15 protein-coding genes are annotated in these 20,126 nt (G+C 72.8%); all 15 read right to left on the bottom strand.

Features of this window, described 5'->3' with window-relative positions; all coding sequences use genetic code 11:
- Nucleotides 1-6: 6 nt before the first annotated feature.
- Nucleotides 7-618 carry a TetR family transcriptional regulator gene (locus ACIQU3_RS13625; protein WP_031135992.1) on the bottom strand — a complete coding sequence of 204 codons (612 nt, stop codon included), beginning with the start codon at nucleotides 616-618 and terminating at the stop codon, nucleotides 7-9.
- Nucleotides 606-1,340, bottom strand: a complete 735-nt coding sequence (locus ACIQU3_RS13620) for an enoyl-CoA hydratase family protein (protein ID WP_403924950.1) — start codon at nucleotides 1,338-1,340, stop codon at nucleotides 606-608. The genes ACIQU3_RS13625 and ACIQU3_RS13620 overlap by 13 nt, the downstream gene beginning before the upstream one ends.
- Nucleotides 1,337-2,905 carry a 4-coumarate--CoA ligase family protein gene (locus ACIQU3_RS13615; protein ID WP_403924947.1) on the bottom strand — a complete coding sequence of 523 codons (1,569 nt, stop codon included), beginning with the start codon at nucleotides 2,903-2,905 and terminating at the stop codon, nucleotides 1,337-1,339. The genes ACIQU3_RS13620 and ACIQU3_RS13615 overlap by 4 nt, the downstream gene beginning before the upstream one ends.
- A 39-nt stretch (nucleotides 2,906-2,944) precedes the next feature.
- Nucleotides 2,945-4,072 carry an acyl-CoA dehydrogenase family protein gene (locus tag ACIQU3_RS13610; protein WP_403740336.1) on the bottom strand — a complete coding sequence of 376 codons (1,128 nt, stop codon included), beginning with the start codon at nucleotides 4,070-4,072 and terminating at the stop codon, nucleotides 2,945-2,947.
- Between the two features lie 56 nt (nucleotides 4,073-4,128).
- Complete coding sequence (locus tag ACIQU3_RS13605; RefSeq protein WP_403924944.1) at nucleotides 4,129-5,973, bottom strand: acetyl/propionyl/methylcrotonyl-CoA carboxylase subunit alpha; 1,845 nt, start codon at nucleotides 5,971-5,973, stop codon at nucleotides 4,129-4,131.
- Between the two features lie 10 nt (nucleotides 5,974-5,983).
- Entirely contained in the window at nucleotides 5,984-7,582 is a 1,599-nt protein-coding gene (locus ACIQU3_RS13600; RefSeq protein WP_403924941.1) for an acyl-CoA carboxylase subunit beta, read from the bottom strand.
- On the bottom strand, nucleotides 7,579-9,246 hold the full coding sequence (locus ACIQU3_RS13595) for an acyclic terpene utilization AtuA family protein (protein ID WP_403924938.1): 1,668 nt from the start codon (nucleotides 9,244-9,246) through the stop codon (nucleotides 7,579-7,581). The genes ACIQU3_RS13600 and ACIQU3_RS13595 overlap by 4 nt, the downstream gene beginning before the upstream one ends.
- Nucleotides 9,243-10,037, bottom strand: a complete 795-nt coding sequence (locus ACIQU3_RS13590) for a TIGR03084 family metal-binding protein (protein ID WP_403740323.1) — start codon at nucleotides 10,035-10,037, stop codon at nucleotides 9,243-9,245. The genes ACIQU3_RS13595 and ACIQU3_RS13590 overlap by 4 nt, the downstream gene beginning before the upstream one ends.
- Nucleotides 10,038-10,327: 290 nt before the next feature.
- Entirely contained in the window at nucleotides 10,328-10,930 is a 603-nt protein-coding gene (locus tag ACIQU3_RS13585) for a DinB family protein (protein WP_403740320.1), read from the bottom strand.
- Nucleotides 10,931-11,242: 312 nt separating this feature from the next.
- On the bottom strand, nucleotides 11,243-12,199 hold the full coding sequence (locus ACIQU3_RS13580; RefSeq protein WP_403740316.1) for an EamA family transporter: 957 nt from the start codon (nucleotides 12,197-12,199) through the stop codon (nucleotides 11,243-11,245).
- 161 nt (nucleotides 12,200-12,360) lie between these two features.
- Nucleotides 12,361-13,494, bottom strand: coding sequence for a lipid II:glycine glycyltransferase FemX (locus ACIQU3_RS13575; protein WP_403740313.1), 1,134 nt, complete (start codon nucleotides 13,492-13,494; stop codon nucleotides 12,361-12,363).
- A gap of 304 nt (nucleotides 13,495-13,798) precedes the next feature.
- Nucleotides 13,799-16,738 carry an FAD-binding and (Fe-S)-binding domain-containing protein gene (locus ACIQU3_RS13570; RefSeq protein ID WP_403924936.1) on the bottom strand — a complete coding sequence of 980 codons (2,940 nt, stop codon included), beginning with the start codon at nucleotides 16,736-16,738 and terminating at the stop codon, nucleotides 13,799-13,801.
- Between the two features lie 39 nt (nucleotides 16,739-16,777).
- Nucleotides 16,778-17,620: a carbohydrate ABC transporter permease gene (locus ACIQU3_RS13565; RefSeq protein ID WP_403924933.1), complete on the bottom strand. Its 843-nt coding sequence runs from the start codon at nucleotides 17,618-17,620 to the stop codon at nucleotides 16,778-16,780.
- A gap of 7 nt (nucleotides 17,621-17,627) precedes the next feature.
- Nucleotides 17,628-18,620, bottom strand: coding sequence for a carbohydrate ABC transporter permease (locus ACIQU3_RS13560; RefSeq protein WP_403740301.1), 993 nt, complete (start codon nucleotides 18,618-18,620; stop codon nucleotides 17,628-17,630).
- A 94-nt stretch (nucleotides 18,621-18,714) separates the two neighbouring features.
- The gene (locus ACIQU3_RS13555) at nucleotides 18,715-20,058 is read right to left on the bottom strand and encodes an ABC transporter substrate-binding protein (RefSeq protein ID WP_403740297.1); all 1,344 of its coding nucleotides are present in this window, start codon (nucleotides 20,056-20,058) and stop codon (nucleotides 18,715-18,717) included.
- Between the last annotated feature and the right edge of the window lie 68 nt (nucleotides 20,059-20,126).

Below are 20,126 nucleotides of genomic sequence, written 5' to 3'. Positions count from 1 at the left end.
CCCCCCTCAGCCCAGGGTCTCCTCCAGCAGGCCCGCCCACTGTGCGACCACCCGTTCCCGGCGGGCCGCGTCGTCCGTGAGGAGGTTGGCGAGGCCGAGGCCGCGGGCCATGTCGAGGAGGCCCTGGACGGTTTCGCGGACGCCGGGGACGGACTCGTCGGCGGCGAGGAGGTCGACGGCTATGCGGTGGGTCTCGCGGCCGACACGGGATTCGAGTTCGGTGACGCGGGGCCGGAGCTGCTCCTCGTTGGAGGCGGCGACCCAGAGGTGGAGGGCGGCGCGGAACAGCGGCCCGGTGTAGAGGTCGACCAGGGCGGCGACGACGGCGTGGCGGTCGCCGGCCGCGCCCTCGGGGAACAGGGCGCGCAGGGCCGTGGAGCGTTCCTCGGCGACGTACTCGACGGCCGCGGTGAAGAGGTCCTCGCGGGTCGGGAAGTGGTGCTGGGCGGCGCCGCGGGAGACGCCGGCGCGTTCGGCGACGACGGAGACGGTGGATCCTGCCCAGCCGTGCTCGGCGAGGCAGGACACGGCGGCTTCGAGGAGCCGCTGCCGGGTGGCCCGGCTGCGGTCCTGCTTGGGGACTCTCTCCGCACGGTCGACCGTGCTCACACCACCCATGCCGGATCCCGTCGTTCGAGGAAGGCCGTCATCCCCTCGCGGGCCTGCGGGGAGGAGAACAGCCGGGCCGAGAGCGCGGTCAGGTCGGCCGCGTCCCGGTCGAAGGCTTCCAGCACCCTAGCCGTGAGCAGCCGTTTCGTCTCGGCCAGGGCTTCAGGAGCGGAGCGGCGCAGACCGTCGAGGATGGGTTCGAGGGCCTGGTCGACATCGCTGTCACAGGTGGTGAGCAGGCCCGTTGCCACGGCCTCGGAGGCTGCGAAACGTTCGCCGGTGAGGTAGTGACGGGCCAGGGCGCGGGGGCCGGTGCGGGGCAGGATCGGCAGGGAGATCACGGCGGGGGCTACCCCGATGCGGACCTCGGTGAAGGCGAAGGTGGCATCCGTGGAGGCGGCCGCGATGTCGCAGGCGGCCAGGAGACCGAGGCCGCCCGCGCGGACGTGGCCGGTGACCCGGGCGACGACCGGCTTGGGCAGTTCGATGATCTGCCGCAGCAATGCGACCAGCGCCTCGGGCGGCGGCGGGTCCTTGAGGTCGGCGCCCGCGCTGAAGGTGTTGCCGGTGTGGGTGAGGACGACCGCGCGGACGCCGGTGTCCTTGCCGGCGTCGCTGAGCGCGTCGGCCAGTTCGCCGACGAGGGCCGCCGACAGGGCGTTGCGGTTGTGGGGCGAGTCGAGGGACAGGGTCTGAACGGCACGGGCGCGGGTACGGGCGATCAGCGTCATGCGCTCTCCCTGAGCTGTCGGCGGAGGATCTTGCCGGAGGCCGCGCGGGGGACGCCGACGATGAAGGTGACGTGGCGTATCCGCTTGTAGGGGGCCACGCGCTCGGCGACGTACATCATGATCTCGGCCTCGGTGAGGTCGGCGGCGGACGGCTGGCGGACCACGTAGGCGTGCGGGACCTCGTTGCCGTCGGCGTCGTACCTGCCGATGACGGCGGCGTCCGCGATGCCCGGGTGGGTGAGGAGCAGGGCCTCCAGCTCGGCGGGGGCCACCTGGAAGCCCTTGTACTTGATGAGTTCCTTGACCCGGTCGACGACGAACAGCCAGCCTTCGTCGTCCACATGGCCCACGTCGCCGGTGTGCAGCCAGCCGTCGGGGTCGATCATCGCGGTGGTGGCGTCGGGACGGCCGAGGTAGCCCTTCATGATCTGCGGGCCGCGGATGAGGATCTCGCCGGATTCGCCGGGGCCGAGGTCCTTGCCCGGGTCGTCGAGGGAGACGATGCGCATCTCGGTGCCGGCGACGAGCTTGCCGACGGTGCCGGGCGGGGCGTCGTTCATGGCGTCCAGGGGGACGACGTGGGTGCCGGGTGACAGTTCCGTCATGCCGTAGGCCTGGCCGACGGGCGGCAGGCCGAGGCGCCGGGAGCAGGCGGCTGCGAGGCGGGCGTCCAGGGGTGCGGCGGCGCTGATGATGTAGCGCAGGGACGACAGGTCGTACTGGGCGACGGCCGGGTGTTTGGCGAGGGCCAGGACGATGGGCGGGGCCACGTAGAGGGCCGTGATGCGGTGGTTCTGGATGGCCGCGAGGAACTGTTCCAGGTCGAAGCGGGGCAGGACGACGACGGTGGCGCCCTGCCGCAGGGGCGCGTTCATCAGGGCCGTGAGGCCGTAGATGTGAAAAAAGGGAAGAACTGCCAGGACTCGGTCTCCGGGGCCCGCGGGGACCGCCGGGTGGAGCTGGGCGAGGTTGGTGGCGATCTGCCGGTGGGTGAGCATCACGCCCTTGGGGACGCCGGTGGTCCCGGAGGAGTACGGCAGGGCGGCGACGTCCTCGGCGGGGTCGATGGCGACCCGCGGTTCGGGGGCCGTGGAGGCCAGCATGTCGATCAGGGAGCGGTGGCCGGTCGCGCTGTCGCACACGAAGATCTCCCGCACGCCGCCCGCGAGTTCGGCGGCGCGCCGGGCGGTGTCCAGCAGGGGCGACACGGTGACGATCCAGCGGGCCGCCGAGTCCCGGAGCTGTTTGGCGAACTCGTCGGCGGTGGCGAGTGGGTGCACGGTGGTGACGGTGGCGCCCGCGCGCGTGGCCGCGTAGAAGGCGGTCGGGAAGGCGACGGTGTTGGGGCTGTGCAGGGCGAGGACGTCGCCCTTGCGGACCCCGGCCTCGGCGAGTCCGGCGGCGACGCGCCGGTGGAACCGGTCGACCTGCTCGTAGGTGAGGGTGGTGCCGTCGGTGCCGTCGATCAGCGCCGGGGTGCCGCCGAACTCGGCGGCCCGGGCCAGGACGGCTTCGTGGATGGGCAGTTCGACGGGCGGGACGTCTGCGTACTCGCTGCGGAACATGGCTGGTTCCTCCTCGCGGCGCGGGCCGTCTCAGGCTTCTCAGTACGACTTGGGCAGGCCCAGGGTCTGGTGGGAGACGTAGTTGAGAATCATCTCCCGGCTCACCGGTGCGATACGAGCCACGCGCGCTGCCGTTATCAGCCGGGCCAGGCCGTACTCGCGGGTGAGGCCGTTGCCGCCGAGGGTGTGCACGGCCTGGTCGACGGCCTTCACACAGGCTTCCCCGGCGGCGTACTTGGCCATGTTGGCGGCCTCTCCGGCGCCCATGTCGTCGCCCGCGTCGTAGAGGGCGGCGGCCTTCTGCATCATCAGGCGGGCGAGTTCGAGGTCGATGTGGGCCTGGGCCAGGGGGTGGGCGATGGCCTGGTGGGCACCGATGGGGGTGTTCCAGACGCTGCGGTCGCGGGCGTACTCGACGGCTCCGGTCAGGGCGTGCCGTCCCATGCCGATCGCGAAGGCGGCGGTCATGATGCGTTCGGGGTTGAGGCCGGCGAAGAGCTGGAGGAGGCCGGCGTCCTCGTCGCCGACCAGGGCGTCGGAAGGCAGCCGTACGTCGTCCAGGACCAGTTCGAACTGCTTCTCCGCGGCGTTCAGTTCCATGTCGATGGGGCTGCGGGTGAAGCCGGGGGTGTCGCGCGGGACGATGAACAGGCAGGGCTTGAGGCGGCCGGTGCGGGCGTCCTCGGTGCGGCCGACGATGAGGGTCGCGTCGGCGATGTCCACACCGGAGACGAAGACCTTGCGGCCGGTGAGGAGCCAGTCGCCGCTGTCCTGGTCGCGGCGGGCCGTGGTGGTGATGCGGTGGCTGTTGGAGCCGGCGTCGGGTTCGGTGATGCCGAAGGCCATGAGACGGGTGCCGTCGGCAAGGCCCGGGAGCCAGGCTTCTTTCTGGGCGTCCGTGCCGAAGCGGGCTATGACCGTGCCGCAGATGGCCGGTGAGACGATCAGCATCAGGAGGGGGCAGCCGGCTGCGCCCAGCTCTTCGAGGACGATGGAGAGCTCGGAGACGCCGCCGCCTCCACCGCCGTATTGCTCGGGGAGGTTGACTCCGAGGTAGCCGAGTTTTCCTGCATCCGACCAGAGTTGGGCGGGGTCGTTGCCGCGGCCGTGGCGTTTGCCGAGGGCGGCGACGGCTTCCCGGAGCGCCTTGTGGTCTTCGGTGTCCATGGGGAGTCCTTTCGGTGCGGGCCGGATGTGGCTAGTCGCGCAGTTCCCCGCGCCCCTTACGGGGCTTCCTTCACCACGGCCAGGAGCGCGCCCGGCTCCACCTGCTGTCCCGGTACGACGCACAGGTCGGTCAGCGTTCCGGTCACCGGGGCCGTGATCTTGTGCTGCATCTTCATCGCCTCCAGCCACAGCAGGGGCTCGCCCGCCTTCACGGGCGCCCCTGCCGTCAGGCCGTCGGCGACTCGGACGCACGTGCCCGGCATCGGCGCCAGGAGGGAGCCCGGGGCGTGCTGCGTGGTGGGGTCGGGGAAGCGGGGCAGGGCCGTCAGGGTGGTGGTGTTGACGTGGATGCGGTCGCCGTAGCGGGAGACCTCGTACTTCCGCTCCACCCCGTCCACTTCGAGGATCACGAGGTGCGCGTCCGCGTGCACCACCCGTACCCCGTCCGCCTCCGGGCCCTGCCGGGTGTGCCGGTAGCGGGCCTCGTGCTCCTCGCCCGCCATCAGGTACCGCTTGGTCTGCGGCTGCGCGGGGACGTTGCGCCAGCCGCCGAAGCGGGATCGGCCGTGGGCGTCGGCGAGGGCGGCGGCCAGGGGGGCGTGCGGGTCGGGGGACGGTGCGGTCAGGTCCGGCAGGTGACGCTCGTAGAAGCCGGTGTCCATGCGGGCCGCGGTGAACTCGGGGTGGCGCAGGGATCGGACCAGGAGGTCGCGGTTGGTGACGGGGCCGTGGATCACGGCCCGTTCCAGGGCGGAGGCCAGGATGCGCAGGGCCTCCGGGCGGGTGGGCGCGTGGGCGACCACCTTGGCGAGCATGGGGTCGTAGTGGACGCCGATCTCGTCGCCGTCCGTGTACCCGGTGTCCAGGCGGACGGACGGGGGGACGGTCAGTCGGTGCAGGGTGCCGGTCTGCGGGGACCAGTCGCGCGCCGGGTCCTCGGCGTACAGGCGGGCCTCGACGGCGTGGCCACGCGCGTGCGGCGGGTCGGCCGCGAGGGGGTGCCCCTCGGCGATCCGGATCTGCTCCGCCACCAGGTCGACGCCGAACACGGCTTCCGTGACCGGGTGTTCGACCTGGAGGCGGGTGTTCATCTCCAGGAAGTGCGCCCGGCCGCCGGCGACGAGGAACTCGACCGTTCCCGCGCCCACGTAGTCCACGGCCCGCGCGGCCCGTACGGCGAGCGCGCGGACCTCCTCCTCGAGCTCCCGGGACAGGCCGGGCGCCGGGGCCTCCTCGATCACCTTCTGGTGGCGGCGCTGCAGGGAGCAGTCGCGGGTGCCGAGGGGCCGGATCGTGCCGTGGGTGTCGGCGAGGATCTGCACCTCGACGTGACGGCCGTTCTCCACGTACGGCTCGACGAAGACCTCACCGTCACCGAAGGCGCTCGCAGCCTCGGCCCGGGCCGCGGCCAACTCGCCCTCCAGGTCGGCGAGTCGGCGTACGACGCGCATGCCGCGGCCGCCGCCGCCGGCCGCCGCCTTCACCAGCACGGGCAGGTCGGTCCCGGTGACGTCGGTGAGGGGCCGGATGCCCATGAGCTGCTTCGCGCGGGTCTTGGACGCCATCGCCTCGATGGCGTCCGGGGGCGGGCCGATCCAGCGCAGGCCCGCGCCCAGGACGGCCCGGGCGAAGTCGGCGTTCTCGGAGAGGAAGCCGTAGCCGGGGTGCACGGCGTCCGCCCCGGCGGCGACGGCGGCCTTCACGATGAGGTCGCCGCGCAGGTACGTGTCGGCGGGCGTCTGCCCCGGAAGTCGTACGCTCACGTCGGCCACGCGCGCGTGCAGGGCGTTCGCGTCGACGTCCGAGTGCACGGCGACGGTACGGATGCCCAGGTCGTGGCAGGTGCGGAAGACGCGGCAGGCGATCTCGCCCCGGTTGGCGACCAGCACAGTAGTGATCACTGAAGGTTCCTCACATCCGGAAGACGCCGAAGCCGCCGCGGGCGCCCTCGTAGGGGGCGGTGTGGATCGCGGAGAGGCACAGGCCGAGGACGGTGCGGGTGTCGCGCGGGTCGATGACGCCGTCGTCGTAGAGCCGCCCGGACAGGAACATCGGCAGCGACTCGGACTCGATCTGCTGCTCCACCATGGCGCGCAGGGCCGCGTCCGCCTCCTCGTCGTAGGGCTGTCCCTTGGCGGCGGCCGACTGACGGGCGACGATCGACAGGACACCCGCGAGCTGCTGCGGGCCCATGACGGCCGACTTGGCGCTGGGCCAGGCGAACAGGAAGCGGGGGTCGTAGGCGCGGCCGCACATGCCGTAGTGGCCGGCGCCGTAGGAGGCGCCCATGAGGACGGAGAGGTGGGGCACGCGGCTGTTGCTGACCGCGTTGATCATCATCGCGCCGTGTTTGATGATGCCGCCCTGCTCGTACTCCTTGCCGACCATGTAGCCGGTGGTGTTGTGCAGGAAGAGCAGGGGGATGTCGCGCTGGTTGGCGAGCTGGATGAACTGGGCGGCCTTCTGGGACTCCTCGCTGAAGAGGACGCCCCGGGCGTTCGCCAGCACACCCACGGGATAGCCGTGGAGGGTGGCCCAGCCGGTGGTCAGGCTGGTCCCGTACAGCGGCTTGAACTCGTCGAAGTCGGAGGCGTCGACGATGCGCGCGATGACCTCGCGCGGGTCGAAGGGGCTCTTCAGGTCGCCGGGAACGATGCCCAGCAGCTCCTCGGCGTCGTACTTGGGCGGCTCGGCCGGCCCCGGATCCTCGTACGCCTTGCGGTGGTTGAGGCGGGCGACCACGCGGCGGGCCTGGCGGAGCGCGTCCGGCTCGTCGACGGCGAAGTAGTCGGCGAGGCCCGAGGTGCGGGCGTGCATCTCGGCGCCGCCCAGGGACTCGTCGTCGCTCTCCTCGCCGGTGGCCATCTTCACCAGCGGCGGACCGCCGAGGAACACCTTCGCCCGCTCCTTGACCATGATCACGTGGTCGGACATGCCGGGGATGTAGGCGCCGCCGGCCGTGGAGTTGCCGAAGACGACCGCGACGGTGGGGATGCCCGCGGCGGACAGCCGGGTGAGGTCGCGGAAGATGGCGCCGCCCGGGATGAAGATCTCCTTCTGGGAGGGGAGGTCGGCGCCGCCCGACTCCACCAGGCTGATGCAGGGCAGCCGGTTGGCGAGCGCGATGTCGTTGGCGCGCAGGGCCTTCTTCAGCGACCAGGGGTTGCTCGCCCCGCCGCGCACGGTCGGGTCGTTGGCGGTGATCAGGCACTCCACGCCCTCGACCGTCCCGATGCCGGTGACGAGCGACGCGCCGACGGTGTAGTCGCTGCCCCACGCTGCCAGCGGGGACAGTTCCAGGAACGGCGTGTCGGGGTCGAGGAGCAGCTCGATGCGCTCGCGGGCGAGGAGCTTGCCGCGCTTCCGGTGCCGTGCGACGTACTTCTCGCCACCGCCCGCGAGGGCCTTGGCGTGCTCGGTGTCGAGGGCGGCGAGCTTGGCGAGCATCGCCTCGCGGTTGGCCCGGAAGCCGGGACCGTGGGGGTCGAGCCCGGAGGTCAGGACGGTCACAGGAGGGCCTCCGGTATGTCGAGGTGGCGGGAGCGCAGCCATTCGCCGAGGGCCTTGGCCTGCGGGTCGAAGCGGTGCTGCGCGGCGACACCGGCACCGAGGATCCCCTCGACGACGAAGTTGAGGGCGCGCAGGTTCGGCAGCACGTGCCGTACGACGGTCAACTCGCGGCTCTCGGGGATCAGTTCGCGGAACCGGTCGGCGGTCAGCTCGTGGGCGAGCCACCGCCAGGCGTCGTCCGTGCGCGCCCACACCCCGACGTTGGCGTCGCCGCCCTTGTCGCCGCTGCGGGCACCCGCGACCAGTCCGAGGGGGGCACGCCGGGTGGGCCCGGGCTCCGACGGCTCCGGCAGGGGCGGCTCCGGCACCGCCTCGAGTGCGGCCGTGTCGTGGGCGGGTGGCACGGGGATCCGGCGCCCGTCGTGGAGGACGGCCACATGGTCGACTCCCCCATGGGGGACGTACACATCCTCGAAGACCCCATAGGGCGAGCCCTTTCCGGGTGGGGCCAGCACATGGAAGCCCGGATAGCCGGCGAGTGCCAGCTCCACGGCCGCCCCGCTCAGCGACCGCCCGACCGTCTCCTGGTCGGGGTCCCGTACGACGAGCCGCAGCAACGCGCTCGCCGTCTCCTCGGTCGGCGCGTCGGGGCGGTCGGTGCGGGACAGCTCCCAGCGCACGTCGGCGACCTTGGCAAGGGCGGGTTCCATCTGGTCCCGCACCAGGGCGGCCTTGGCCTCGATGTCGAGGCCGGTGAGCACGAAGACGACCTCGTTGCGGAAGCCGCCGAGCCGGTTGAGGCCGACCTTGAGGGTGGGCGGCGGCGCCTCCCCGCGCACGCCCTCGATCCGCACCCGGTCGGGCCCGTCCTGGCTCAGCCGCACGGTGTCCAGCCGGGCGGTGACGTCGGGCCCCGCGTACCGGGCACCGGCCGTCTCGTAGAGCAGTTGCGCGGTGACCGTGCCGACGTCGACGAAGCCGCCGGTGCCGGGGTGCTTGGTGATGACGCAGCTGCCGTCCTCGTGCAGCTCCGCGAGCGGGAAGCCGGGGCGGCGGACGTCGCCGTCCCGGAAGAAGGCGTAGTTGCCGCCGGTGGCCTGCGTCCCGCACTCCAGGACGTGCCCCGCGACCACCGCGCCCGCGAGCCGGTCGTGGTCCCCCGGGGTCCAGCCGAAGTGCGCGGCGGCTGGCCCGGTGACCAGCGCCGCGTCCGTCACTCGCCCGGTGACGACGACGTCGGCGCCCGCCCGCAGGCCCTCCGCGATGCCGAAGCCGCCGAGGTAGGCGTGGGCGGCGAGGGAGCCGGGGTGCGCGGCGGTGAGGTCGTCGCCCGTCACATGAGCGACGCGTACGGGGATGCCCAGCCGGTCGGCCAACCGCGTCACGGCGTCCGCGAGTCCGGCCGGGTTGAGGCCGCCGGCGTTGGTGACGATCCTGACGCCCCGCTCGTGCGCGAGCCCGAGGCACTCCTCCAGCTGCCGCAGGAAGGTGCGGGCGTATCCGGCGGCGGGGTCCTTCAGGCGGTCCCGGCCGAGGATGAGCATGGTCAGCTCGGCGAGGTAGTCGCCGGTGAGGACGTCGAGTTCGCCGCCGGTGAGCATCTCGCGCATCGCGTCGAAGCGGTCGCCGTAGAAGCCCGAGGCGTTGCCGATGCGGAGGGTCATGAGGCGGTCCCCCTCGGCGGGCGTCCGCCGCCCGGCGGGCCGGCGAAGGCCTGCGCGAGGTCGAGCCAGCGGTCGGCGTCGGGGCCCTCGGCGCGCAGCGCGAGGTCGGAACGGTGGGCACGCTGGGTGACCAGGAGGCAGAAGTCGAGGGCCGATCCGGTGACACGCTGCGGGGCGTCCTCGGGGCCGTACGTCCACAGGTCGCCGGAGGGGGCGCGGAGTTCGACGCGGAACGGGTCGGCGGGCGGGGTCAGGCCGTGCACGCCGTGGGCGAAGTCCCGGGTTCGGACCCCGAGCCGGACCACATGCCGCAGCCGGTCGGTGGGTGGGCGCACCACACCGAGGGCGTCGGCCACGTCCTGTCCGTGGGCCCAGGTCTCCATGAGGCGGGCCGTCGCCATGGAGGCGGCCGACATGGGTGGGCCGTACCAGGGGAAGCGCGCCTTCGGCGGAGCGGCCCGCAGGGCCTCCTCCAGTGCCGTACGGCCGTCACGCCAGCGGGCGAGCAGCTCGCCGGGCGGGAGTCCCGCGCCCTCCTCGGCGCCCTGGTCGACGAAGGAGTCCGGCGCGGCGAGGGCCTTCTCGACCAGCGTGTGGAAGCCGTCGGGGTCCGTGACGGCGAGCAGGGCCGAGCGGTCCGTCCAGGCGAGATGGGCGATCTGGTGGGCCACGGTCCAGCCGGGCGCGGGGGTCGTGAGCGACCAGCGCTGCGAGGACAACCCGGCCATGAGGCGGTCGAGTTCCTCGCTCTCCTCGCGCAGATCGTCGATCACGGGCATCGGATCGGACACGGGGCGCTCCCCTCGGGGCACGGCGGTGTGCGGGGTGTGGCGGTGTGCGGGGTGGTGCGGCGTGCTGAGGAGCATGGCAGCGGCACCAGAAACAATCAAGCGTGCTTGCATGAAATTGTCGGGGTGGCCGGAAGCGTGCTCCTCGGGGGCGGGATCAATACACGTGGTGCGCGGGCCGGCGCCGCCGGGCGGGCCGGCTCGGCGCGGGGTGCCGGCGCGGCGCGGGGTGCCGGCGCGGGGTGCCGGCGCGCCGGACCGCGCGCTGCCCGGGCCCGCTCGCCGCGGTGGGTTCAGACGGTGCGGTCCGCCGCCCTCGCCGCCTCCTCCAGCCGGTGCCGATGGGTGTCCCACATGGCCCGGTCGCCCGGCGGCATGCTGCCCTTGCCCGGCGTCAGGCCGACCGCTCCGTCGATGACTTCGCGGACGATGTCGGCGTGGCCGGCGTGACGGCTGGTGTCGGCGATCACGCGCACCAGGAGGTGGTGCAGGGTGGCTTCCCGCCGCTCCTCGGGCCACCAGGGGACGTGGCCGGTGGCGTCCAGCGGCAGCTTCCCGATCGTGCCGTCCGCGTGCTCCCACGCCTTGCGGTACAGCCCGGCGATGTCCTCGCGCGACTCCTCGGGGGTGGCCCACATGTCGGCATTGGGGTCGGCGTCCTGCGTGTACCACCAGGGCGGTGGGTTCTCGGTGAAGAACGGGCGGCCGAATGTGTCCCCGAAGTACCCCAGCTCCACCCCGGCGGCGTGCTTCACCAGCCCCAGCAGATTGGTGCCGGTCGGGGTCAGGGGGCGGCGGATGTCGTACTCCGAGAGTCCGTCGAGCTTCCAGAGCAGGGCATCGCGCGCGTCCTGGAGATAGCGGAGGAGGTCGGCCTTCGGGCCCGATGCGGTCATGCGGGCAGTGTGGCACCGGACACTGACAACCGGGGCCGGGCCGACGGCAGGGCCAGGCCCGCAACCGGCCCGGACCGACGACGTGCCGCCGGGTGGACCACCTGCCCCGACGACCGGATTCCGGGGCGACCACCCGCCCAGGGCGACGGCCGGGCACCGGCTCGACAACCCGCCTGGCCCACAGCCGGGCGGGGCCGACGACCGGGCCCCGTAAAGACCACCCGCCCGGACCGACGGCCGGGCACCGTATAGACCACCCGCCCGGACCGACGACTGGGCACCGGGTCGACGGGACGGTCGTCGCGTGGCCGGTCAGCCCTCCAGGCCCGTGCTCTCCAGTGCCGCCTTCTTCCTCCGCCCCGGACCCACCTGGGTGCGCACCGCGCCCATGCTCGCCGCGACGACGAGGGCGATCGCGGCGGCCTCGGCGGCGTCGAGGGCCTGGTCGAGGATGAGGAAGCCGGCCGTCGCGGCGATGGCCGGTTCGAGGCTCATCAGGATCGCGAAGGTGGACGCGGGCAGGCGGCGCAGGGCGAGCAGTTCGAGGGTGTAGGGCAGGACCGAGGAGAGCAGGGCGACCGCCGCGCCCAGACCCAGGGTCACCGGGTCGAGCAGCTTCGCCCCCGACTCGGCGATGCCCAGCGGCAGGAACAGCACCGCCCCCACCGCCATCGCCAGCGCCAGCCCGTCCGCCTGCGGGAAGCGGCGGCCCGTACGGGCGCTGAAGACTATGTAGGCCGCCCACATGGCGCCCGCCCCCAGCGCGAAGGCCGCACCGGTGGGGTCGAGACCGTCGAAGCCTCCGCCGCCCAGGAGGAAGACGCCGGTGAGGGCCAGCGCCGCCCAGACGACGTTGATCGCGCGGCGGGAGGCGAGGACCGAGAGGGCGAGCGGGCCGAGGACCTCCAGCGTGACCGCGGGGCCCAGCGGAATGCGCGCGACGGCCTGGTAGAAGAGGCCGTTCATCGCGGCCATGGTGATGCCGAAGACGACGACCGTGCCCCAGTCGGTGCGCGAGTGGCCGCGCAGCCGCGGCCGGCAGACCAGGAGCAGCACGACCGCCGCCACCAGCAGGCGCAACGCCACGACTCCGAGGGCACCGGCCCTGGGCATCAGCGTCACCGCCAGGGCGCCGCCGAACTGGACGGAGATCCCGCCCGCGAGCACCAGGCCCACGGGTCCGAGCGAGCCGAGACGGCCCGGGCCGGCCGCGGAGGCGGCGGCACCGGCGGTGGGCTGGGGTGTGGCGGTGGTCTCCGGCGTGGTCACGGGCGGGTCCTGGGCTCGGGGGGCGGTGTCCGGGTGGTGCGCGTGTGCGGTGCGTACACCCGGACACACTCAATGTGCATCCCGATGTACTGCACAGTCCAGGGTAATGGACTCCGTCAGGTGCGTGAACCCTTTTTGCCTCTGTCCCAGGGCGTGAGACGTCACCGCCTCGAGAGGTAGAGGCCGAACGCCTTGTGGAGCAGCCGGTTGAGCGGGTAGTCCCATTCGCCGAGGTACTCCACGGCCTCGCCGCCGGTGCCCACCTTGAAGCGGAGCAGGCCCAGCAGATGGCTGGACTCCTCCAGGGTGTCGGTGATGCCGCGCAGGTCGTAGACGGCGGCGCCGAGTTCGTGGGCGTCGGTCATCATGCGCCACTGCACGGCGCTGCTCGGCTGGACCTCGCGGCGGCGGGCGGTCGAGGCGCCGTAGGAGTACCAGACGTGGTCGCCGACGGTCAGCATGGTGGCCGCGGCGAGCACCTCGCCGTCGTGGTAGGCGAGGTAGAGCCGCATCCGGTCGGGGTGTTCGGCGGTGAGCGCGCGCCACATGCGCTGGAAGTACGGCAGCGGGCGCGGGACGAAGCGGTCCCGCTCCGCCGTCTCGCTGTACAGCTCGTGGAAGGCCGGCAGGTCCTCCAGGTCGCCGCGCACGACCTTCACCCCGGCCTGCTCCGCCTTCTTGATGTTGCGGCGCCACTGCTGGTTCAGGCCGCTGTGGATGTCCTCCAGCGACCGGCCGGCGAACGGCACCTGGAAGACGTACCGGGGCTGCCCGGCGGCGAAGCCGTCCTCGCCGGGCCCGGTCTGCCGCCAGCCCATGCGGCGCAGATGGTCCGCGACCTGGCCGGCCCGGGGTTCGTACGACGTCGCCCGCACGTCGCGCAGCCGCCGGGCGGCCGGATCGGCGATCGCGGCCTTGACCGCGTCGGCGCTCCAGCGGCGCACCACGACCGGCGGGCCCATCCGCACCGCGAAGGCGCCCCGCAGTCTCAGGTGGGCGAGCATCGGCTCCAGCAGGCGGTCGAGGCCGGGCTCGTGCCAGTCGAGGAGCGGGCCTTCGGGCAGGTACGCGAAGTAGCGCGGCAGTCCGGGCAGCCGCGGCCCGGGGAGGGGACGCAGCAGCACCAGTCCCGCGCCGACGAGCTGCCCGCCGTCGTCGAACCAGCCGAGGCTCTCCGCCTTCCAGTCGGGCTTCACCTCGCCCCAGGACGGCACCTGGGTGTGGCTGGCGGAGGGGCGGGCCGTGACGAACGCGAGGTGCTCGTCACGGGTGATCGGCTGGACGCGGACGCTCATGCGCGGGCTCCTTCGAGCAGCGGCCCTCGGCGGGCGGTGACTGGTTCCGCGAGCCTAGGAGCGGCATCGGCCCTCCCCGGCTCAGACACTCGGGTCCACCGGCCCCGTGGCCCGAACGCCTCACCACACAGCCCGCCCGCCCCGCACCCCGAACGCCCCACCACACAGCCCGCCCGCCCCGCACCCCGAACGCCCCACCACACAGCCCGCCCGCCCCGCACCCCGAACACCGCACCACACAGCCCGCCCGCCCCGCACCCCGAACGCCCCACCACACAGCCGCCCGCCCCGTAGCCCGAACGCCTCACGTCCCCTCGCGCTCGGGGTGCCCGTCCAATGCCTCGGCCAGCACCTGGGCCAGATGCCTGCCGCGCACGCCCGCCAGCTGCTCCAGCTGGGTGCGGCAGGAGTAGCCGTCCGCGAGGACCACCGTGTCCTGCGGGGCGTCCCGCACCGACGGCAGGAGCTGTTCCTCCGCGCAGGCGGCGCTCACCTCGAAGTGCCCCTTCTCGAAGCCGAAGTTGCCCGCCAGGCCGCAGCAGCCGCCGCTCAGTTCACCGGTGAGCAGCGCCGCTTCCCGCAGTCGGCGGTCGGCGGCGTCGCCCAGCACCGCGTGCTGGTGGCAGTGGGTCTGCCCGGCCACCGGACGGTCCACGCGCGGCGGCGTCCAGCCGGGAGCGTGGCGCTCCAGCGTCTCGGCGAAGGTGAGGACCTTCGCGGCGAGGCGGGCCGCGCGCGGGTCGTCGTGCAGCAGCTCGGGGACGTCCGTGCGCAGGGCCGCCGCGCAGCTCGGCTCCAGCACGACGACCGGGGCGCCGGTCTCCAGGACCGGTTCCATCAGGTCGAGCGTGCGGCGCATGACGGCCCGGGCCCGCTCCAGCTGCCCCGTCGACACGTACGTCAGCCCGCAGCAGACGCGCCCCCGGCCACGCAACAGCGACAGCGGGTCGAGGGCGACCGTCCTGCCGTCGCCCACCGGTGGCTTCTCCAGCCGCAGAGTCGGCGGCAACGCCACCCGCAGCCCGGCCGCCTCCAGCACCCGCACGGCTGCCTGTCCCACGGCCGGCGAGAGATGCTCGGTGAAGGTGTCGGGCCACAGAACGACGAGCGGCCCCCGCCCGGCACCGCCCGAACCACCACGAGCAGGCTCGCGGCCACCGGCAGCACCCCCTGCACCGGCACCGCCGCCCCCGCGCCGCTCCCACCACCCGCTGAACGTCCGCGTCGCCACCCGCGGGATCTCCCGTTCCGGCGCGAGACCCCCCAGCCGCTTCGCCGCCCAGGCGAGGGGCGGTACCGCGGACAGCGCGTTGACCAGCCGTGCCGTGCGCGTACGGGACACCGCGCGGAGCCACACCGGCAACCGTCCCAGCGCGTAGTGCGCGGCGGGCCGGCGCCGGCCGGCGTAGTGCCGGTGCAGGAACTCCGCCTTGTACGTGGCCATGTCGACCCCGACCGGGCAGTCCGACCGGCAGCCCTTGCAGGACAGGCACAGGTCCAGAGCGTCCCGGACCTCCTCCGAGCGCCAGCCGTCCGTCACCACCTCGCCGGCGAGCATCTCGTGCAGCAGCCGGGCCCGCCCGCGCGTGGAGTGCTCCTCCGCGCCCGTCGCCCGGAAGGACGGGCACATGACGGCCGAACCGGACACCGACGTCGTACGGCACTTGGCCACGCCCACGCAGCGCCGTACCGCCGCCGCGAAGTCACCGCCGTCGGCGGGGTAGCCGAAGGCCACGTCGACCGGTTCGCGGGGCAGGACGGAGAAGCGCAGGCCGCTGTCCAGGGGCGCGGGGCGGACCAGCATCCCGGGGTTGAGCAGGTCGTCCGGGTCCCACACGCCCTTGACCCGCTCGAACAGGCCGATCATCTCGGCCCCGTACATCCTCGGCAGCAGCTCCGCCCGCGCCTGCCCGTCGCCGTGCTCCCCGGACAGCGAGCCGCCGTGCGCCACCACCAGGTCCGCGAGCTCCTCGGAGAAGCGGCGGAAGCGGGTGACACCGGCCTCGGTGAGGAGGTCGAAGTCGATCCGGACGTGAATGCAGCCGTCCCCGAAGTGCCCGTAGGGCGTGCCGCGCAGCCCGTGCGCCGCCATCAGCGCCCGGAAGTCCCGCAGATACGCCCCGAGCCGGGCGGGCGGCACCGCGCAGTCCTCCCAGCCCGGCCACGCCTCGGTCCCGCCCGGCATGCGCGTCGCCGTGCCGCTCGCGTCCTCCCGGATCCGCCACAGCGCGCGCTGTCCGGCCGGGTCGGTGACCACGAGCGCGTCCACGACGTCGGCGGCCCGCACGATCGCCTCCGCACGCGTGCGTGCCTCCCCCGCCGTCTCCCCGCCGGTCTCGACGAACAGCCAGGCCCCGCCCCGCGGCAGTTCGGCCGTGGACCGCACCAGGTCCGCCGCCATGCCCTCCACCGTCAGCGGCCCGAACGGCAACAGCCCGGCCGCGGCCTCGGCCGCCGCGCTCTCGTCGGCGTAGCCCAGCACGGCCAGCGCACGCGCGCGTGGCGCCTCGACGAGGTGTACGACGGCCTCCGTCAGCACCCCGAGCGTGCCCTCGGAGCCGCAGAAGGAGCGGGCCACGTCGGCGCCGTTCTCCGGCAGCAGGGCGTCCAGGGCGTATCCGGAGATCCGGCGGGGCAGTTCCGGGAATCCGGTGCGCAGCCGCGCCAGTTCCGCCTCGGCCAGTTCCCGCAGCCCGCCCGGCGCCCCGGCCCAGTCCCGCCCGAGTCGCAGTCGCGCGCCCCGGGCGGTGACGACGTCGAGCTCCCGCACGCTGTCGGCGGTCGTGCCCCACGCCACGGAGTGCGAGCCGCACGAGTTGTTGCCGATCATGCCGCCGAGCGTGCACCTGCTGTGGGTGGAGGGGTCGGGCCCGAACCGCAGGCCGTGCGGGGCGGCGGCCTCCTGGAGCCGGTCCAGCACCAGCCCCGGCTGCACCACGGCCGTCCGCGCCTCGGCGTCCAGGGCGACCAGCCGGTTCATGTGCCGGGTGAAGTCCAGGACGACACCGGTGCCGGTGGCTTGCCCGGCGATGGACGTGCCCCCACCGCGGGCGACCACGGGCACGCCTCGCTCCCGGCACACCGCGAGCACCGCCGCGACGTCGTCGGCGTCACGCGGAGCGACCACGCCCGCCGGGACCCGCCGGTAGTTGGACGCGTCCATGGTCGTCAGCGCCCGGGACGTGACGTCGAACCCGACCTCGCCCCGGACGACGGCACGCAGCTGTGCTTCGAGATCCGTCATGCGTCCAGGATGCATCCGGACACTGGCGGTGACGGCCCTCTAGCCCTTGACGGCCGAGCTCGCCACGCCCTCGACGAACCAGCGCTGGAAGAACGCGAAGACGATCAGCACGGGCAGCACCAGCAGCACGCCGAAGGCGAGGATCTGGCCCCAGTCCGGGGGCTGCTGGCCCTGGAAGACGCTCATCTCCAGCGGCAGGGGGCGCACGGACGGGTCGGACACCATCAGCACCGGCCACAGGAACGAGCCCCACTGGATGAGGAAGGTGAGGATGGCGACCGAGGCGAACACCGGCCTGGACATCGGCACGATGATCGCGAAGAAGGTGCGCCAGGGGCCCGCCCCGTCCAGCCGGGCCGCTTCCTCGATCGACGTCGGGATCTTCTTGAAGAACGTGTGGAACTGGTAGATCGCGAAGGCGTTGGCGACGAACGGCAGCGCCTGGATGAACAGGGTGTTGCGCCGGCCGTTGAACATGTAGAACAGCGGCACCGCGACCGACTCGAACGGGATCAGCATCAGCAGCAGGACCAGGGTGAACACCGCGTTCTGCCCGCGCCACTTCAGCCGGGTCAGCCCGTAGGCCGCCATCGAGTTGACGATCAGCCCGCCCGTCACCACCACGAACGACAGCAGCACGGAGACGCCCATGAACTGCCAGAAGTAGCCGGTGCTCTCGGAGTTCAGGCTGTCGAGGACGGCCGTGTAGTTGTCGAAGGAGAGGTGGGTGGGCAGGAAGCCGGACAGGCCGTTCAGGACCTCGTCGGACGGCTTGAGGCTGCCGAGGAAGAGGTAGAGCGCGGGGAGGGCGAAGACGAACGCCAGGACGCTCAGGACGGTGTAGTCCAGGACGCGGCGCACGGGCGTACGGGTCATGGCCATGGGTGGGTCAGTCCTCGTTGTCGGGCCGGACGACGCGGCGCTGGACGATGGTCAGGGCGACGACGATCAGGAAGAACACCACCGTGACGGCCGAGGCCTGGCCGATGTCGTTCTGGTCGAAGGCCGTGGTGACGGCCTGGTACATCACCGTGCGGGTGGCGTCCTCGTCCAGGCCGCCGCCCCGGATGAGGACGTACACCTGGTCGAAGACCCGGAAGGACAGCACCGAGGTCAGCATCGCGACGAACACCAGGGTGCCGCGGATGCCGGGCAGGGTGACGTGCCGGAACTGCTGCCAGCGCGAGGCCCGGTCCAGCTGGGAGGCCTCGTAGAGCTCGCCCGGGATCTGCTGGAGGCCGGCGAGCAGGATGACCATCTGGAAGCCGACGCCCTGCCACACCGACAGCACGATGACCGAGCCCATCGCGGTGAGGCCGTCACCGAGCCAGTCGAAGGCGCCCCAGTTGCCAAAACTCACCGCGTCCAGCAGGGAGTTGAGCATGCCCTGCTCGCTGCGGGCGAGGATCAGCCGCCAGATCACGGCGACCAGCGCCATCGGGAAGACCACCGGCATGAAGAAGAAGGACCGGAACAGGCCGATCGCCCTCAGCTTGCGGTTGAGCAGGATCGCCAGCGCCAGCGCCAGACCCGTCTGGAGCGGTACGACGACGACGGCGAAGGTCAGGTTGTTCAGCAGCGCCCGCAGGAACGGGCCCGACAGGTCGGGGTCGGTGAACAGCCGCCGGTAGTGCTCCACGCCGAAGAAGGCGGGCTCCAGCGGCGAGCCGAGGCGGACGTTGTAGAAGGAGAGCACCACGGCGTAGCCGAATGGGATGCCGACGAAGGCGATCAGCCCGACGACGGCCGGGGCGGACATCAGCAGCCCGTGCAGCCGGTCACGGTTGCCGCGGGCGGCACGCGGGGGCTTCGCGGGAGGTGCGGACGAAACGGCCTGCGCCCGGTCTGGGCCCGCGGCCTGTGCGGATTCCACGGTTTTCACGACAGGGGTCCTCTTCCCGGCGGGGCGGTCGTGGCCGGTCGGTGACGGTGTCACCACGTCGACGGCGGCCGCCCGGGCCGATGCGTCCTGCGGGTTACGGGATCTCGTAGCCGGCGTTGTCGGTGAAGTCCCGGTCGATGGCGCGGGCGGCCTTCCGGAGGGCTTCCCCGGGGTCGGCGCCGCCGTAGATCGAGTTGAGGGCCGTGTTGAACTTGGCGGTGACGGTGGGGTATCCGGCGGTCACCGGGCGGGTGACGGCGACGCAGGAGGAGGTGATGTCGCTGTCGCCGCACGGCTTGGCCAGCTGGTCGGCGAAGAGCTGGAGCGGGCCGCCCTTCTTGTACAGCTCGCTCTTGGCGAGGGCCGACTTGGTGGCGGGCACCGCGCCGTTGGCCTTCGTCATGGCACCGACGTTGGTGTCGTTCAGCAGGTAGTCCAGGAAGGCGCCCGCGGCCTTGCCGTTCTTGCTGTCGGCGCCGATACCCCACGCCCACGAACCCTGGCCGGTCTTGGGACCGTTGCCGAAGTCGGGCAGCGGCAGCACGGCGAGGTCGTCGCCGAGGGCCTCGCTGTAGGCGGGGTAGTTCCAGTGGCCGACCCAGCTCAGCGCCACCTTGCCCTTGGCGAACGCGTTGCCGTCGGTGTTGGGGTCGACGTAGGGCTTCCAGGACTGGAAGGTCTTCATCGCGGAGACGGTCTTCGGGCTGTCGAGGGCGCCCTCGGCCTTGCCGTCCTTCAGCAGGGCGCCGCCGGCCGACCAGACGATCGGGGAGAAGCCGAAGGTGCCCCACTCGGAGGCCAGGCCGTACTGCTCCGAGAGGTCGAGGACCTTGCCGTCGGAGTCCTTGCCCTTCAGCGCCTTGAGCGCCTTGCCGAACTCCTCGGCCGTCCAGGCGTCGTCCACGCCCTTCGGATAGGTCACGCCGGCCGCGTCCAGCAGCTTCTTGTTGGCGTACAGGCCGAGCCCGGCGTCGAACATGCCCAGGCCGTAGTGCTTGCCGTCGATCTCGCCCTGCGCCTTGATCGCGTCGGTGGCGTTGCCGAGGGTCTTGGCGGAGACGTGGCCGTCGACCGGGGCGAGCTTGCTGTTGTAGACGAAGTTCGCCATCGTCGGGCCGTCGAACTCCAGCACGTCCGGCAGTTCGGAGGCGTCGGTGGCGGTGATGGTCTTCGTGTAGTCCTTCTCCGGTATGAGCTTCAGCTCGGCCTTGACGTCGCTCTGCGAGGAGTTGAAGGACTTCACCGCGTTCTGCAGTGCGGTCGCCTCGCTCGCCTGGCCCTGGTGGGCCCAGACGCTGATGGTGCCCTTGCCGCTGCCCTGTTCGGCGGAGGTGTCGGTGCCGCCACCGCCCCCGCCGCAGGCGGCCAGCGCGGCCAGGGGCAGCAGGGCGAGGGCCGTCAGGCCCGTACGACGGTGTCTTCCGTGGCCGGTGATCATGATGGTGCCTCCGAGCGGGGTGTGCGGTGGATGCGCGGACGGTGGGGAGGGGGAAACAGGGGAAGCAG

Source organism: Streptomyces sp. NPDC101110, from assembly GCF_044759525.1.
In the GTDB taxonomy this organism is placed as follows: domain Bacteria; phylum Actinomycetota; class Actinomycetes; order Streptomycetales; family Streptomycetaceae; genus Streptomyces.
The sequence above is the reverse complement of the archived record's forward strand: the minus strand, read 5'-3'. Positions and strand labels throughout refer to the sequence as shown.

What these genes read in the sequence shown, in the direction of transcription:
- ACIQU3_RS13625 (WP_031135992.1), bottom strand. Translation starts at nt 618, where the DNA reads ATGGGTGGTGTGAGCACGGTCGACCGTGCGGAGAGAGTCCCCAAGCAG.
- ACIQU3_RS13615 (WP_403924947.1), bottom strand. Translation starts at nt 2,905, where the DNA reads ATGTTCCGCAGCGAGTACGCAGACGTCCCGCCCGTCGAACTGCCCATC.
- ACIQU3_RS13585 (WP_403740320.1), bottom strand. Translation starts at nt 10,930, where the DNA reads ATGACCGCATCGGGCCCGAAGGCCGACCTCCTCCGCTATCTCCAGGAC.
- ACIQU3_RS13595 (WP_403924938.1), bottom strand. Translation starts at nt 9,246, where the DNA reads ATGACCCTCCGCATCGGCAACGCCTCGGGCTTCTACGGCGACCGCTTC.
- ACIQU3_RS13620 (WP_403924950.1), bottom strand. Translation starts at nt 1,340, where the DNA reads ATGACGCTGATCGCCCGTACCCGCGCCCGTGCCGTTCAGACCCTGTCC.
- ACIQU3_RS13575 (WP_403740313.1), bottom strand. Translation starts at nt 13,494, where the DNA reads ATGAGCGTCCGCGTCCAGCCGATCACCCGTGACGAGCACCTCGCGTTC.
- ACIQU3_RS13565 (WP_403924933.1), bottom strand. Translation starts at nt 17,620, where the DNA reads ATGGCCATGACCCGTACGCCCGTGCGCCGCGTCCTGGACTACACCGTC.
- ACIQU3_RS13570 (WP_403924936.1), bottom strand. Translation starts at nt 16,738, where the DNA reads ATGACGGATCTCGAAGCACAGCTGCGTGCCGTCGTCCGGGGCGAGGTC.
- ACIQU3_RS13555 (WP_403740297.1), bottom strand. Translation starts at nt 20,058, where the DNA reads ATGATCACCGGCCACGGAAGACACCGTCGTACGGGCCTGACGGCCCTC.
- ACIQU3_RS13610 (WP_403740336.1), bottom strand. Translation starts at nt 4,072, where the DNA reads ATGGACACCGAAGACCACAAGGCGCTCCGGGAAGCCGTCGCCGCCCTC.